The sequence below is a fragment of the Nocardioides sp. Z21_20 genome, assembly GCF_059766585.1.
The window spans coordinates 225,111-240,177 of record NZ_JCBAJX010000006.1 but is presented as its reverse complement, the minus strand read 5'-3'; the positions used below and the strand labels follow the sequence as shown (position 1 = coordinate 240,177).

The 15,067-nt window shown below is 71.8% G+C and carries 13 protein-coding genes; 10 read left to right on the top strand and 3 right to left on the bottom strand.

The genetic code is table 11. From position 1 onward, the window contains the following. Positions 1-95: 95 nt before the first annotated feature. The 6 genes from AC6EH9_RS12320 (at position 96) to AC6EH9_RS12295 (ending at position 5,030) form a co-directional block, all read left to right on the top strand. Positions 96-1,346 (top strand): MFS transporter, encoded by a 1,251-nt coding sequence (locus AC6EH9_RS12320; protein ID WP_498423497.1) that lies wholly within the window; start codon positions 96-98, stop codon positions 1,344-1,346. A 62-nt stretch (positions 1,347-1,408) separates the two neighbouring features. Further along, positions 1,409-2,092: a hypothetical protein gene (locus tag AC6EH9_RS12315; protein WP_498423496.1), complete on the top strand. Its 684-nt coding sequence runs from the start codon at positions 1,409-1,411 to the stop codon at positions 2,090-2,092. Positions 2,093-2,104: 12 nt separating this feature from the next. After that, entirely contained in the window at positions 2,105-3,184 is a 1,080-nt protein-coding gene (gene trpS / locus AC6EH9_RS12310) for a tryptophan--tRNA ligase (protein ID WP_498423494.1), read from the top strand. A 10-nt stretch (positions 3,185-3,194) separates the two neighbouring features. Next, positions 3,195-3,722 (top strand): 2'-5' RNA ligase family protein, encoded by a 528-nt coding sequence (locus AC6EH9_RS12305; protein ID WP_498423492.1) that lies wholly within the window; start codon positions 3,195-3,197, stop codon positions 3,720-3,722. 16 nt (positions 3,723-3,738) lie between these two features. Further along, a complete protein-coding gene (locus AC6EH9_RS12300; RefSeq protein ID WP_498423490.1) occupies positions 3,739-4,797 on the top strand; it encodes a YhjD/YihY/BrkB family envelope integrity protein in 1,059 nt (352 codons plus the stop codon). Beyond that, complete coding sequence (locus tag AC6EH9_RS12295; RefSeq protein WP_498423488.1) at positions 4,794-5,030, top strand: SCO4848 family membrane protein; 237 nt, start codon at positions 4,794-4,796, stop codon at positions 5,028-5,030. Before AC6EH9_RS12300 ends, AC6EH9_RS12295 begins: the two co-directional genes overlap by 4 nt. Before the next feature lie 74 nt (positions 5,031-5,104). On the opposite strand, the gene AC6EH9_RS12290 is transcribed toward AC6EH9_RS12295, so the two are convergent. From AC6EH9_RS12290 to AC6EH9_RS12280, 3 genes are read right to left on the bottom strand one after another with little or no spacing between them, the layout of a single operon-like run. Then, a complete protein-coding gene (locus AC6EH9_RS12290) occupies positions 5,105-5,848 on the bottom strand; it encodes a succinate dehydrogenase/fumarate reductase iron-sulfur subunit (protein WP_498423487.1) in 744 nt (247 codons plus the stop codon). Then, complete coding sequence (locus AC6EH9_RS12285; RefSeq protein ID WP_498423485.1) at positions 5,845-7,836, bottom strand: fumarate reductase/succinate dehydrogenase flavoprotein subunit; 1,992 nt, start codon at positions 7,834-7,836, stop codon at positions 5,845-5,847. The genes AC6EH9_RS12290 and AC6EH9_RS12285 overlap by 4 nt, the downstream gene beginning before the upstream one ends. A 14-nt stretch (positions 7,837-7,850) precedes the next feature. Beyond that, positions 7,851-8,498: a succinate dehydrogenase cytochrome b subunit gene (locus tag AC6EH9_RS12280; protein WP_498423484.1), complete on the bottom strand. Its 648-nt coding sequence runs from the start codon at positions 8,496-8,498 to the stop codon at positions 7,851-7,853. Positions 8,499-8,690: 192 nt separating this feature from the next. Here AC6EH9_RS12280 and AC6EH9_RS12275 point away from each other — a divergent pair, with 192 nt between their 5' ends. The 4 genes from AC6EH9_RS12275 (at position 8,691) to AC6EH9_RS12260 (ending at position 14,983) form a co-directional block, all read left to right on the top strand. Beyond that, positions 8,691-10,508 (top strand): methylmalonyl-CoA mutase family protein, encoded by a 1,818-nt coding sequence (locus AC6EH9_RS12275; protein ID WP_498423483.1) that lies wholly within the window; start codon positions 8,691-8,693, stop codon positions 10,506-10,508. Next, a complete protein-coding gene (gene scpA, locus AC6EH9_RS12270) occupies positions 10,505-12,694 on the top strand; it encodes a methylmalonyl-CoA mutase (RefSeq protein ID WP_498423481.1) in 2,190 nt (729 codons plus the stop codon). Before AC6EH9_RS12275 ends, scpA begins: the two co-directional genes overlap by 4 nt. After that, positions 12,694-13,695, top strand: coding sequence for a methylmalonyl Co-A mutase-associated GTPase MeaB (meaB, locus tag AC6EH9_RS12265; RefSeq protein ID WP_498423480.1), 1,002 nt, complete (start codon positions 12,694-12,696; stop codon positions 13,693-13,695). The genes scpA and meaB overlap by 1 nt, the downstream gene beginning before the upstream one ends. A 76-nt stretch (positions 13,696-13,771) precedes the next feature. Further along, the gene (locus AC6EH9_RS12260; protein ID WP_498423479.1) at positions 13,772-14,983 is read left to right on the top strand and encodes an amidohydrolase; all 1,212 of its coding nucleotides are present in this window, start codon (positions 13,772-13,774) and stop codon (positions 14,981-14,983) included. Positions 14,984-15,067 lie beyond the last annotated feature (84 nt).

Genomic DNA, 15,067 nt, shown 5'->3' with positions numbered 1-15,067 from the left:
TGATCCGACGCCCCCGTCCCGAGACCCCCTGCCGGGGTCACGGGGCGGGGGCGTTCGTCATCTGCCGGCGCGGAATAGCGTCCCGGCGCCGGTGGTTGTTCAACGTCGTGCACTCCTCGACCACCGCCGCCCCGCCCGACGACCGTGACCACCTCGCGGGCGACGCCCCGGTGCGCACGCGGCACCTCGGGCTGGCCCTGCTCGCGCTGGCCACCGGTGGGTTCGCGATCGGCACGACCGAGTTCGTGACGATGGGGCTGGTCCCCGAGATCGCCCACGGCGTGGGGGTCTCCATCCCCACCAGCGGCCACGTGATCTCGGCGTACGCCCTGGGTGTCGTGGTCGGGGCCCCGCTGCTCGCCTTCCTGCTGGCCAGGCTGCCGCGCCGGGGGGTGCTGGTCGGGCTGATGGTGGCCTTCGCGGTGGGGAACGCGGCGAGCGCGCTGGCGCCCGGCTTCGCGTCGCTGGCCGGTTCCCGCTTCCTCGCGGGCCTGCCGCACGGGGCCTACTTCGGGGTGGCCTCGCTCCTGGCCGCCAGCCTGGTCACGCCCGATCGGCGCGGACGCGCGGTGGCCGGGGTGATGATGGGCCTGTCGGTGGCGAACGTCGCCGGCGTGCCGGCCGCCACCTGGATGGGCCAGCACCTCGGCTGGCGCTCGGCGTACTGGGCGGTGACCGTACTCGGCGCGCTCACCGTGTTCCTGGTGCTGCTGTGCGTGCCGTCGGTGACCGGGGACCGCGCCGCCACCGGGCGCCGCGAGCTGGGCGCCCTGGCCAGGCCCCAGGTCTGGCTGACCCTGGGGGTGGGCGCGGTCGGCTTCGGCGGCATGTTCGCGGTGCTGTCCTACATCTCGCCGACGATCACCGAGGTCGGTGGCTTGGGCTCCTCCGCGGTGCCGGCCTTCCTGCTCGCCTTCGGACTCGGGATGACCGCCGGGACCTGGCTGGGTGGCGAGCTCGCGGACTGGTCGGTGTTCCGCACGCTGCTGCTGTCGTCGGTGGCGATGGGCCTGGTCCTGTTGCTCTTCGCGCTGCTGGCGCCCTTCGGCTGGTGGGCCATCGGCGCGGTCTTCGCGGTCTCGGTGGCCGGTTCGGTGCTGGTGGTGAACCTGCAGCTGCGACTGATGGCCGTCGCCGGGGACGCCCAGACCCTGGGCGCCGCCCTCAACCACGCCTCGCTGAACCTCGCCAACGCCCTGGGCGCCTGGCTGGGTGGGCTGGTGATCGCCGCCGGGCTCGGCTACCGGGCCCCCGCGCTGGTGGGTGTGGGCCTGTCGGTGGTGGGCCTGCTGGTGCTGCTGGTCTCCGCCTGGCTGCACCAGCGTGAGCGCCGCAGCCGCGCCTGAGGTGTGACCGCACGGGCGCGGGGTACCACCCTCGGCACCCACACCGACCCCAGGAGCGCCAGATGACCGGCCCCACGCTCGACGTCACCGCCCCCGCGCGCCTGCTCGGAGCGGGGCTGCGCGGCGCGTTCACGGTGCTGGGGGCGTTGCGCAGCAGCCTCGCCCAGGGCAGGGCGCTGCACCCGCGCGGCCAGGTCGCCGACGCGACGCTGGTGATCGAGGCCGCCGGCAGCCCGACCGGCGTCGCGCTGCTGGACCGTCCCGGCTCCCACCCGTGCCGGGTCCGGATCTCGCGCGCGGTGGGGCTGCCTGCGCCCGTCCCCGACATCTGGGGGCTCGCCATCCGCGTCCCCGACCCGGCCACCGGGCGCGAGGTGGACCTGCTGGTGGCGGGCACCGGCCTCGGCCCGGCCACGCGCCACGTGCTGGTGCCGCGTCGCGCCCTCGAGGACGGGCCGCTCAGCTCGCTGCTGCCGGTGTCGACCGCCACCGGGGCACTGCTGCTCGCCCTGACCCCCGCCGCGTCCCCGGCCGGCGCCCTCCGGCGCTTCGAGCTGTCCACCTCGCGTCCGGGTGGCCCCTGGACCCGGCGAGGGTTCCTCGAGGTCGCCGAGCCCGGCGACGACGACCCGGACCTCCGCTTCGACCCGGTGCGCCACGAGCCCGCCGGCGTGCGTCAGTACGGCGTGGTGCGGCGCCTGCGCGGCCCGTCGTACCCGGACCCGTCGGAGACGGAGGGGGAATGAAACAATTCCCGCATGTCGACCGCAGCTGCCCCCGTGCCTGACCAGACCGCCACCCAGGCGGCGCCTCAGCAGGGCGCCGGCGGAGCCCGCCCCCGGGTGCTCTCCGGCATCCAGCCCACGGCCGACTCCTTCCACTTCGGCAACTACCTGGGTGCCGTGCGCCAGTGGGTCGACCTGCAGGAGGAGTACGAGCCGTTCTTCTTCATCGCGGACCTGCACGCGATCACCGTGGAGCAGGACCCCAAGGTCCTGCGCGAGCGCTGCCTGCGCTCGGCCGCCCAGCTGATCGCCGCCGGGGTGGACCCCGAGCGCTCGGCGATCTTCGTGCAGAGCCAGGTGCCCGCGCACGCCCAGCTGGGGTGGGTGCTGCAGTGCCTGACCGGGTTCGGCGAGGCGCGGCGGATGACCCAGTTCAAGGACAAGTCCGCCAAGGGCGGCGAGGGGGCGGCCAGCGTCGGGCTGTTCACCTACCCGATCCTGCAGGCGGCCGACATCCTGCTGTACCGGCCGCACTACGTGCCGGTGGGGGAGGACCAGCGCCAGCACCTCGAGCTGACCCGCGACCTCGCGCAGCGGTTCAACCACCGCTACAAGAAGACGTTCCGGCTGCCCGAGGCCTACATCCTCAAGTCGACCGCCAAGATCACCGACCTGCAGGAGCCGACCGCGAAGATGTCGAAGTCGGCGTCGTCGCCGGCCGGCATCATCGACATGCTCGACGACCCGCGGGTGAGCGCCAAGAAGATCAGGTCGGCCGTCACCGACTCCGAGGCGGTGATCCGCTTCGACCCCGAGCACAAGCCCGGCGTCAGCAACCTGCTCACGATCTACTCCGCCCTCTCCGGGCGCCCGGTGGAGGCCCTGGAGCAGCAGTACGAGGGGCACGGCTACGGAGACCTCAAGAAGGACCTCGCCGAGGTCGTCGTCGAGTTCGTGACGCCCTTCCGGGACCGCACCCTCGAGCTGCTCGACGACCGCGCGCAGCTCGACAAGGTCCTGCGCCAGGGCGCCGAGCGGGCCGGCGCGGTGGCCGAGGCCACGCTGCGCGACGTCTACGACCGGGTCGGCTTCGTGCCGCCCGCGGCACAGTAGGGTCGTCGGCGTGCCCACCATCGGAGTAGCGCTTGCCCTGCCGGAGCCCTGGGCCCAGCAACTCCAGGACTACCGCACCTCGATCGGCGACACCACCGCGGCGAAGATCCCGACCCACATCACGCTGATCCCGCCCACCGAGGTGCCCGACGAGGACCTGGACGCGGTGGTCGCCCACCTGCGCGGCGTCTCCGAGCGTCGACACGCCTTCGAGGTCCGGCTGCGCGGCACCGGCACCTTCCGCCCGGTGTCGCCGGTGGTCTTCGTGATGGTCGCCGAGGGCATCTCCGAGTGCGAGCAGCTCGCGCTCGCCGTACGGTGCGGGCCGCTGGCCGTCGACCTGGACTTCCCCTACCACCCCCACGTGACGGTGGCGCACCACCTCGACGACGCCGCCCTGGACCAGGCGTTCAAGGAGCTGGCCGACTTCGAGTGCGTCTTCGAGGCGCGCCAGTTCCACCTCTACGTGCACGAGGACGCGGTGGGATGGCACCCGACCGAGGACTTCCCCCTCCAGGCGTCCGTCACCTCGTGCTGAACAGCTCCGGCGAGCGATGAGCGCCCTCGCCAGCCGCGCTTCCCGCTGGGTGCGGACCGCGCGGCTGCGGCGCCCCGTGGTGGACCACGCCGTGCGGATGGGCCAGCACTACGCGGCGGTGAAGGGCAACATCCTGGCCGCCAGCATCGGCTACTACGGGTTCCTGTCGTTCTTCCCGATCCTGGCGCTCTCGTTCTTCGTGGTCGGCTTCCTGTCCCGGATCTACCCCGACCTGCGCATCGAGCTGGTCCGCGCCCTGAACGACGTGCTGCCGGGGATCCTGGGCAACGGCGAGGGCGAGGTGTCGCTGGCCGACATCGAGGACGCGGCCGGTGCGGTCGGGCTGGTCGGCTTCGTGGCCGGTCTCTACACCGGGCTGGGCTGGCTCTCGGCGATGCGCAACGGGCTGCTCACGGTCTTCGAGATGCCCGCCCGGGACCAGCCCAACTTCGCGCTGGGCAAGCTGCGCGACCTGCTCACGCTGGTGGTGACCGGGACGACGCTGATCGTGAGCGTCAGCGTCTCCAGCTTCGTGCGGCGCTTCTCCGAGCAGGCCCTGGAGCTGGTCGACCTGGACCGCGAGCTGGCGCCGCTGCTGATGGTGCTGACGATCGTCGTCGGGGTCGCGGCGAGCGCGCTCCTGTTCTTCCTGCTGTTCCGGCTGCTGGCCGAGCCCCGAACGCCCCGGGTGGCGCTGTGGAAGGGCGCCCTGCTCGGCGCTGTCGGCTTCGAGCTGCTCAAGGAGCTGTCCGGGCTGCTGCTGGCAAGCACCCGCAGCGAGCCCGCCTTCCAGGCCTTCGGGATCGCCCTGATCGTGGTGGTGTGGATCAACTACTTCTCGCGGATCGTGCTGCTGGCCGCCGCCTGGGCGCACACCGCGAAGCGGGCGCGCTACCGTCGGGAGAGGGAGCACGAGCGCGAGGCCGCCCGCGTCGCAGCCACTCGGGTCGAGCTGCGCAAGCTCCCCGTACCTCGCCGGCCGTCGCTGGCCGAGCGGGGCAGGATCTTCGCGGCCGGAGCGGCCGCGACCCTGGCGCTGGTCGCCGTACTCCGTCGAAAGGAACCACCCCTGTGAAGTTCGAGCGCAAGCACGCGATCCTGCTGCTGGCCGTCGCCGTCTGGAATGTCTTCTCGTTCGGCAACTTCGCCAAGAACCTGCTCGAGGCCTACCAGGCGGGGGAGGACCGGGCAGGCGGGTACTGGGTCGCGCACAGCATCCTGATCGTGGTGAACTTCGTGATCGCCGGGCTGCTGGGCTCCCTGGGCCTCAAGGCCTGGCGCTCCACCCGCTCGGCCCGCTCTGCCTGAGCAGGCGCCGCACCCAAGACGAGAGCCGCCCGGAGTCATGGACTCCGGGCGGCTCTGGTCTGCTGCGGGACTGCTCAGAGGCCGTGCTTCATGGCCGTGCGCAGGTCCTTGTTGAGCTGGGAGATCACGTCGAGCGGGATCTCCTTGGGGCACGCGGCGGTGCACTCGCCCATGTTCGTGCAGCCACCGAATCCCTCGTGGTCGTGCTGGGCGACCATCTTCACCACGCGGGTGTCGCGCTCCGGCTGTCCCTGCGGGAGCTCACCGAGGTGGGTGATCTTCGCGCCGAGGAACAGCGAGGCCGAGCCGTTGGGGCAGGCGGCCACGCAGGCGCCGCAGGCGATGCAGGTGGCGACGTCGAACGCCCGGTCGGCGTTCTTCTTCGGCACCGGCGTGGCGTGCGCCTCGGGGGCCGCCCCGGTGTTCACCGAGATGTAGCCGCCCTGCTGGATCATCCGGTCCAGCGCGCCACGGTCGACGATGAGGTCCTTGATCACCGGGAACGCCTCGGCGCGCCAGGGTTCGATGGTGATCTCGTCGCCGTCCTTGAACGAGCGCATGTGCAGCTGGCAGGTCGTGGTGACCTCCGGGCCGTGAGCCTGGCCGTTGATCATCAGCCCGCAGGTGCCGCAGATGCCCTCGCGGCAGTCGGAGTCGAAGGCCACCGGGTCCTCGCCCTTGGCGTTGAGGTCCTCGTTGAGCACGTCGAGCATCTCGAGGAACGACATGTCCTCGGAGACCTCGTCGAGGGCGTAGGTGTGCATCTTGCCCGGCGACGAGGAGTTGGCCTGGCGCCAGATGTTGAGGGTCAGTCTCACTTGTAGCTCCGCTGCTTCATCTCGATGGCTTCGTAGACCAGGTCTTCCTTGTGCAGGACGGGCTGGCCGTCGTCGCCGCCCCACTCCCAGGCGGCGACGTAGGCGAAGTGCTCGTCGTCGCGCAGCGCCTCGCCGTCCTCGGTCTGGGACTCGGCGCGGAAGTGGCCGCCGCAGGACTCGCGCCGGTTGAGCGCGTCGATGCACATCAGCTCACCGAGCTCGATGAAGTCGGCGACGCGGCCGGCCCGCTCGAGCGACTGGTTGAGGCTGTCGGCGGTGCCGAGCACCTTGACGTTCTTCCAGAAGTCCTCCTTGAGCGCCTGGATCAGGCCGATGGCCTTCTTCAGGCCCTCCGCGGTCCGCTCCATCCCGCAGTACTCCCACATGATGTTGCCGAGCTCGCGGTGGTAGCTGTCGACGCTGCGGGTGCCGCTGGCGTTGAGGAACTGCGCGATCCGCGACTCCACCGAGGCGCGGGCCTCGAGGACGGCGGGGTGGTTCTCGTCGACCTTGGGGAACGGCGCGTCCGCGAGGTAGTCGCGGATCGTGTTGGGCAGCACGAAGTAGCCGTCGGCGAGGCCCTGCATCAGCGCCGAGGCGCCGAGGCGGTTCGCGCCGTGGTCGGAGAAGTTGGCCTCGCCGGTCACGAACAGGCCCGGGATGTTCGACTGCAGGTCGTAGTCGACCCACAGGCCGCCCATCACGTAGTGCACGGCCGGGTAGATCCGCATCGGCGAGGTGTAGGGGTCCTCACCGGTGATCCGGGCGTACATGTCGAAGAGGTTGCCGTACTTGGCCTCGACGGCGGCCTTGCCCAGCCGGCCGATGGCCTCGGCGAAGTCCAGGTAGACGCCGCGGCGCACGCCGTCGACCTCCGGGCCGACGCCGCGACCCTCGTCGCACATGTTCTTGGCCTGGCGCGAGGCGATGTCGCGGGGCACCAGGTTGCCGAAGGCCGGGTAGATCCGCTCCAGGTAGTAGTCGCGGTCCTCCTCGGGGATGTCGCGCGGGTCCTTGGTGCAGTCCTCGGCGCGCTTGGGCACCCAGATCCGTCCGTCGTTGCGCAGCGACTCGCTCATCAGCGTCAGCTTCGACTGGTGGCTGCCCGAGACCGGGATGCAGGTCGGGTGGATCTGCGTGTAGCAGGGGTTCGCCATCAGGGCGCCCTTGCGGTGCGCCCGCCAGGACGCGGTGACGTTGGAGCCCATCGCGTTGGTGGAGAGGAAGAAGACGTTGCCGTAGCCGCCGGTGGCGAGCACCACGGCGTCGGCGAGGTGCGTCTGGATCTCGCCGGTCACCATGTCGCGCGCGATGATGCCGCGAGCCTTGCCGTCGACCATCACCAGCTCGAGCATCTCGTGGCGGGTGTAGTCCTTGACGGTGCCGGCCGCCACCTGGCGCTCGAGGGCCTGGTAGGCCCCGATCAGCAGCTGCTGGCCGGTCTGGCCGCGGGCGTAGAAGGTGCGCGAGACCTGCACGCCGCCGAAGGAGCGGTTGTCGAGCAGACCGCCGTACTCGCGGGCGAACGGGACGCCCTGCGCGACGCACTGGTCGATGATGTTGACGCTCTCCTCCGCCAGCCGGTAGACGTTCGTCTCCCGGGCGCGGTAGTCACCGCCCTTGACGGTGTCGTAGAAGAGACGCTCGATGGAGTCGCCGTCCTCCTTGTAGTTCTTGGCGGCGTTGATGCCGCCCTGCGCGGCGATCGAGTGCGCGCGGCGCGGGGAGTCCTGGTAGCAGAACGACTTGACCACGTAGCCGGCCTCGCCGAGCGTCGCGGCGGCCGCGCCGCCGGCCAGGCCGGTGCCGACGATGATCACCGACATCTTGCGGCGGTTGGCCGGGTTGACCAGGCGCGCCTCGAACTTGCGCTTGTCCCACTTCTCGGGCAGGGGCCCGGCGGGTGCCTTGGTGTCGAAGATCGGTTCGCCCAGGGTGAAGTACCCGGCTGCATCAGACACGAGGTCGGAGTCCTTGAGTGTTGTCATGGCTGGAATAACCCTTAGTCAACGAGGCCGAAGACGACGGCCAGGGGCACCAGGGCGAAGCCACCGGCGATGATGACCGCGACGGCCACCCCGGCGAAGTTCGCGCGGGCGCGGGAACGGGCGGTGTTGGTGAAGCCGAGCGTCTGGGCCGCGCTCCACACGCCGTGGCGCAGGTGCATCCCCAGCGCCACCAGCGCCAGCAGGTAGATGACGGTCACCCACCACACCTGGAACGACTCCACCACGTTCAGGTACGGCGAGTCGTGCTTGCCGCCCGGATTGATGGTGTGCGTGGTCAGGTGGAGGATGTGGAACACCACGAAGAGCAGCAGCGCGACGCCGCCCCAGCGCATCATCCGCGAGGAGAGCGTGGCCGCGACGGCCTTCTTCATGACGTACTTGTTCGGTCGCGCCTTCTTCGCCCGAGCCCACAGGTGGAACGCCGAGTAGGCGTGCCCGAGGAGGGCGAGGATCAGCACGACGCGCAACGCCCACAGCAGACCGCTGTAGGGAAGCATCGGCTCCCCGAAGGTCCGCAGGTGATGGGCGTACTCGTCGAACGCCGTCTCGCCGTTGAAGACCTTGAGGTTGCCGTACATGTGCAGCAGCAGGTAGCCGATGAAGATGAGGCCGGTGACGGCCATCAGGATCTTCAGGGCCACGGTGGAGCGCGTCGACCGGCTGCTTTTTACGAGTGTCGGGGTTGCCACGTAGGTCACAGTATCGCCACTAGTCGAGTGCCCGCTCGTGGGCCGGTGTGACATACGCCTTGTTACCCGCCGGTCACCCCGGCCATCGGCCCCACGACTCGGACTCGTGCGGAGGCTGTGCAGGGCTGTTCTATTGTGGAACCCATGACCTCTGGCTCCGAGCAGGACCGGCTCGCGCTGGCGTCACCCGAGGATCGGCACAGTGCGGCGGAGTGGGAGAAGCTGGCCGCCGCCGTGCTGCGCAAGTCGGGACGCCTGGGCACCGATGACCCCGATTCCGCAGTGTGGGACAAGCTCTCCCGCACGACCCTCGACGGGATCTCCGTCGGCCCGATCGGGACCGCCGAGACGGTCGCGGGGCTGCCCGCCCTCGGCGACGCGGGCGCGGCCCCCTTCACCCGTGGACGGGTGGTGACCCGCCCGGAGACCGGCTGGGACATCCGCGTCCAGGTGGACGGCCCGTCGGCCAAGGCGGCCAACGAGGCGGTCCTGGTCGACCTCGAGAACGGCGCTACTTCGGTGTGGGTCGCGCTCGGCGAGGGCCTGTCCGCCGACGAGCTGGGCCCCGTCCTGGACGGCGTCCTGCTCGACCTCGCGCCGGTCGTGCTCGACGCCCCCGGCGACCCGCTGGGCGCCGCCGAGGCCCTCGTCGCCGTACTGCGCGAGCGCGGCCTGGAACCGGCCGAGGGCACGAACCTGGGGGTGGACCCGGTCGCCGCCGCTCTGCGCGGCACCGGTGCGGGCGACCTCTCGGTCCTCGCCCGCGCGGCGGAGCTCGCTCGCGGCGCCGGCGTGCTCGGGCTCGTGGTCGACGCGAGCGCCGTGCACGACCTCGGCGCCTCCGACGGCCAGGAGCTCGGCTACAGCCTCGCCGTCGGCGCGGCGTACCTGCGCGCCCTGGAGGCCGCCGGGATCGGCGTCGACGAGGCGCTCGGCCTGATCGAGTTCCGCTACGCCGCCACCGACGAGCAGTTCCCCACCATCGCCAAGCTCCGCGCCGCTCGCCGGCTGTGGGCGCGGGTGGCCGAGCTCAGCGGCGCGTCCCCGGACGCCGGCGGGCAGCGCCAGCACGTGGTGACCAGCCGCCCGATGATGAGCAAGTACGACCCCTGGGTCAACATGCTGCGCACCACCGTGGCGACCTTCTCCGCCGGCATCGGCGGGGCCGAGGCGATCACCGTGCTGCCCTTCGACTCGACCCTCGGCGTGCCCGACGAGTTCGGCCGGCGCATCGCGCGCAACACCTCCTCCCTGCTGATCTGGGAGTCGCACGTGGCCAAGGTGACCGACGCCGCCGGTGGCGCCTACGCGGTGGAGAAGCTGACCGACGACCTGGCCCGCGCGGCCTGGGAGGAGTTCGGCCGTATCGAGGAGGCCGGTGGCATCGAGGCCGCGTTGGCCGACGGTTCCCTGCGCGCCCGCATCGACGAGGTGGTGGCCAAGCGAGACGCCGACATCGCGCGCCGCAAGCGGCCGATCACCGGCGTCAGCGAGTTCCCCAACCTCGACGAGGTGCTGCCCGAGCGCCAGCCCAGCCCGGCCGCGGACGCGGTGCGCCGCTACGCCGCGCCGTTCGAGGCGCTGCGCGACGAGCCGGCGAGCACGCCGGTCTTCCTGGCGACGATGGGCACGATCGCGTCGCACACCGCACGCGCCACCTTCGCCACCAACCTGTTCGCCGCCGGAGGCATCCGGGTGGAGCAGGCCGGAGCGACCCAGGGGGTCGCCGACGTGCTGGCCGCCTACGCCGGGCAGCCGGTGGTGTGCCTGGCCGGCGCCGACAAGACCTACGCCGCCTGGGCCGGCGAGCTGGTGCCCGCGCTGCGCGAGGCCGGAGCCCGCTGGGTGGTCCTGGCAGGCAAGCCCGAGGCCGTCGGAGACGGGCTCGCGGTCGACGACAGTTGTTCCATCGGGGTGGACGCGCTCGCGTTCCTCACCCGGACGAGAGGCAAGCTGGCATGAGCATTCCGAAGAGCTTCGCGGGTCTGCCGCTCGAGGGTGAGCGGGCCGTCACCGGCTCGGCCGGGGAGAAGCCGGCCGTCGAGCCGGGGACCTCCCCCTGGCCCTCCCCGGAGGGCATCGACATCCTGCCGGTCTACGGACCCGAGCACCTCGAGGGCCTGGACGCCCTCGACACCTGGCCGGGCCTGAGCCCGTTCCTGCGCGGTCCCTACCCGACGATGTACACCACGCAGCCGTGGACCGTGCGCCAGTACGCCGGCTTCTCGACCGCGGAGGAGTCCAACGCCTTCTACCGCCGCAACCTCGCGGCCGGCCAGAAGGGGCTCAGCGTCGCGTTCGACCTGGCCACCCACCGCGGCTACGACTCCGACCACCCCCGGGTGCGCGGCGACGTGGGCATGGCGGGCGTGGCCATCGACTCCATCTACGACGCGCGCACCCTCTTCGAGGGCATCCCGCTCGACGAGATGTCGGTGTCGATGACGATGAACGGCGCGGTGCTGCCGGTCCTCGCCCTCTACATCGTGGCGGCCGAGGAGCAGGGGGTGAAGCCGGAGCAGCTCACGGGGACCATCCAGAACGACATCCTCAAGGAGTTCATGGTCCGCAACACCTACATCTACCCGCCGCTGCCGTCGATGCGGATCATCTCCGACATCTTCGCCTACACCTCGGCGAAGATGCCGCGCTTCAACTCGATCTCGATCTCCGGCTACCACATCCAGGAGGCCGGGGCGACCGCCGACCTCGAGCTCGCCTACACGCTCGCCGACGGTGTCGAGTACATCCGGGCCGGGCTGGCCGCGGGCCTGGACATCGACAAGTTCGCTCCCCGGCTGAGCTTCTTCTGGGCGATCGGGATGAACTTCTTCATGGAGGTCGCCAAGATGCGCGCGGCCCGCGCCCTGTGGGCCCGGCTGGTGCGCGAGTTCGACCCGAAGAACCCCAAGTCGCTGAGCCTGCGCACCCACAGCCAGACCTCCGGGTGGTCGCTGACCGCCCAGGACGTGTTCAACAACGTCCAGCGGACCGCGATCGAGGCGATGGCCGCGACTCAGGGCCACACCCAGTCGCTGCACACCAACGCCCTCGACGAGGCGATCGCGCTGCCGACCGACTTCTCGGCCCGCATCGCGCGCAACACCCAGCTGCTGCTGCAGCAGGAGTCGGGCACCACCGGGGTCATCGACCCCTGGGCCGGCTCCTACTACGTGGAGCGGCTCACCCACGACCTCGCCGAGAAGGCGTGGGCGCACATCCAGGAGGCCGAGGCCGCCGGCGGGATGGCGAAGGCGATCGAGCAGGGCATCCCGAAGCTGCGCATCGAGGAGGCCGCCGCGCGCACCCAGGCGCGCATCGATTCCGGGGCGCAGAAGGTGATCGGGGTCAACACCTACCGCCCGGCCGCGGAGGACAAGCTCGATGTGCTGCGCGTCGACAACGACGACGTCTACCGCCAGCAGGTCGCCAAGCTGGAGCGGCTGCGTGCCGAGCGCGACGACGACGAGGTGCGCCGCACCCTGGACGCGCTGACCGCCTCCGCCGCGGCGGGTCACCAGGAGGGTGGCTCGCTGGACGGCAACCTGCTCAAGCTGGCCGTGGACGCCGCCCGGGCGAAGGCGACGGTGGGGGAGATATCCGAGGCGCTGGAGAAGGTCTACGGGCGTCACCAGGCGGTGATCCGTACGATCAGTGGCGTGTACCGCGACGCATCCTCCGACGCCGGCGACGGCAAGCTCGCCGCCGTGCAGGAGGCGACCGCCAAGTTCGAGGAGCAGGAGGGCCGCCGCCCCCGCATCCTGGTGGCCAAGATGGGCCAGGACGGCCACGACCGCGGCCAGAAGGTCGTGGTGACCGCCTTCGCCGACATGGGCTTCGACGTCGACGTGGGGCCGCTCTTCTCGACCCCCGAGGAGGTCGCGCAGCAGGCGATCGACGCCGACGTGCACATCGTCGGGGTCTCGTCGCTGGCCGCCGGCCACCTCACGCTGCTGCCTGCGTTGAAGGCAGCCCTGGCCGAGCAGGGCCGACCGGACATCATGATCGTCATCGGCGGCGTCATCCCGCCCGACGACGTGCAGACGCTCAAGGACATGGGCGCTGCCGCGGTCTTCCTGCCCGGCACGGTCATCGCCGAGGCCGGTCTCGACCTGCTCGAGAAGCTGTCTGCGCAGCTCGCGGACTGATGGCGGGCGACAGCCCCGCCCGGCGCTCGCGCGCCGTCGACGTGGCAGCGCTCCGCACGGGGATCCGTGCGGGGCGCCGCGCCGACGTGTCACGGGCGATCACCCTGGTCGAGTCCTCGCGCGTCGACCACCGCGCCGCCGCGCGTGAGCTCCTCGCGGAGCTCACCCCGGACGCCGGGGGTGCGATCCGGGTCGGCATCTCGGGGGTGCCCGGAGTCGGCAAGTCCACGTTCATCGAGGCGCTGGGCAGCGAGCTGACCGCGGCGGGCAAGCGGGTCGGGGTGCTCGCCGTCGACCCGTCCTCGGTACGCACCGGCGGCTCCGTGCTCGGCGACAAGACCCGGATGGCCCGGCTGGGCGCGGACCCGAACGCCTACATCCGCCCCTCGCCGTCGGCCGGCACGCTCGGCGGCGTCGCCCGGGCGACCACCCAGGCGATGATCGTGCTCGAGGCCGCCGGCTACGACGTGGTGCTCGTCGAGACCGTCGGCGTCGGCCAGTCGGAGGTGACCGTGGCCGGCATGGTCGACACGTTCCTCTTCCTGACCCTGGCGCGCACCGGCGACCAGCTGCAGGGGATCAAGAAGGGCATCCTGGAGATCGCGGACGTGATCGCGGTCAACAAGGCGGACGGCGACCGCGAGGCCGAGGCGCGCGGGGCCGCCCGTGAGCTGGCCGGTGCGCTGCGGCTCGTGCACGGCAAGGGGGAGTGGGCGCCGCCGGTGGTGACCTGCTCGGCCCTGGAGGGCACCGGCGTCCCCGAGCTCTGGGAGCGGGTGCTGGCGCACCGCGACCACCTGGGGGAGCGGGGGCTGGCCCGCAAGCGGGCCGGCCAGCAGCTGGAGTTCACCTGGGCGCTGGTCCGTGACGAGCTCGACCAGCGGCTGCGGCGCTCGGCCGCGGTGGCCGCGGTGCGCGAGGAGATCCGCGGGGCCGTGCTGGCCGGCGAGATGGCCGCCCCCGAGGCGGCGGACCGGATCCTCGCGGCCTACGACGGCTGACCGCCGGGTCGGCGTTGTCATCGCCACACGCCGTTGGTTTCTCCTTGCCTCCTGCATGTCACTAGGCTGGGAGGTGATGGCAGCCCTCTTCCCGATCCGCTCTGGTGCGACCGCGATGGTCGACGCCGTCATCGGGGACCTGCACGACGAGCTGATCGACTTCCGTCGTGACCTGCACGCGCACCCGGAGCTGTCGTGGCACGAGGAGCGCACGACCCGTCTGGTGGCCGAGCGCCTCGAGAAGGCCGGGGTCGAGGTCTCGCTGCTGCCGCGCAGCGGCCTGACCGCCGACATCGGCACCGGCGGCCCCCTGGTCGCGTTGCGCGCGGACCTCGACGCGTTGCCGGTCGAGGACCGCACCGGGGACCCGTGGGCGAGCACCGTGCCCGGTGTCGCCCACGCCTGCGGGCACGACGTCCATGTCACCGGCCTGCTCGGCGCCGGGCTGGCGCTCGCCGCCACCCACGCCGCGGGCCTGCTGCCCGGACGGGTCCGGCTGGTGTTCCAGCCGGCCGAGGAGGTGATGCCCGGCGGCGCCCTGGACGTGCTGGCCCAAGGCCGGCTCGACGACGTCGACCGGATCTTCGGTCTGCACTGCGACCCCAGCCTCGACGTCGGCGTGGTGGGACTGCGCGAGGGACCACTGACCGGCGCAGCCGACGCAGTCGACGTGCGGCTCAGCGGCAAGGGCGGCCACACCTCGCGGCCCCACCTGACCGAGGACCTCACCTTCGCGCTCGGCAAGCTGGTCACCGAGCTCCCCGCCATCCTGTCGCGACGCCTGGACCCCCGGGCCGGCGCGAGCGTGGTCTGGGGCCTGGTGCGCGCCGGTGCGGCACGCAACGTCATCCCGGCCTCCGGGCGGGTCTCCGGCACGGTGCGGATGCTCGACGCCGTGGCCTGGGGGGAGGCGGAGCGGCTGGTACGCGAGGCGGTCGACCAGATCATCGCGCCGTACGGCGTGAGCGCCGAGGTGACCTACCAGCGTGGTGTCCCGCCGGTGGTCAACGAGCCCGACTCGACGCGGATGCTCGGCCATGCGGTCGAGCTCGTGCTCGGCGCAGCCGGTCGCGTGCCGACCCAGCAGAGCCTGGGCGGCGAGGACTTCGGCTGGTACCTCGACCGGGTCCCGGGCGCGATGGCCCGGCTCGGCACCCGCACCCCCGGGGGCGCCTCCTACGACCTGCACCAGGGCGACCTGCGCATCGACGAGCGCGCCGTCCCGATCGCCGCCCGAGTGCTCGCGAACGCGGGCCTGGCCGGTGTCGGAACCGATCTTCGGCAGTGACCTGCGCCACCACGTCAGAGCCCCCCACGCGGGCGGACGACCGGGGAAGATAACCGGTCGGTAACGTTTATTGCAAGTCATCTG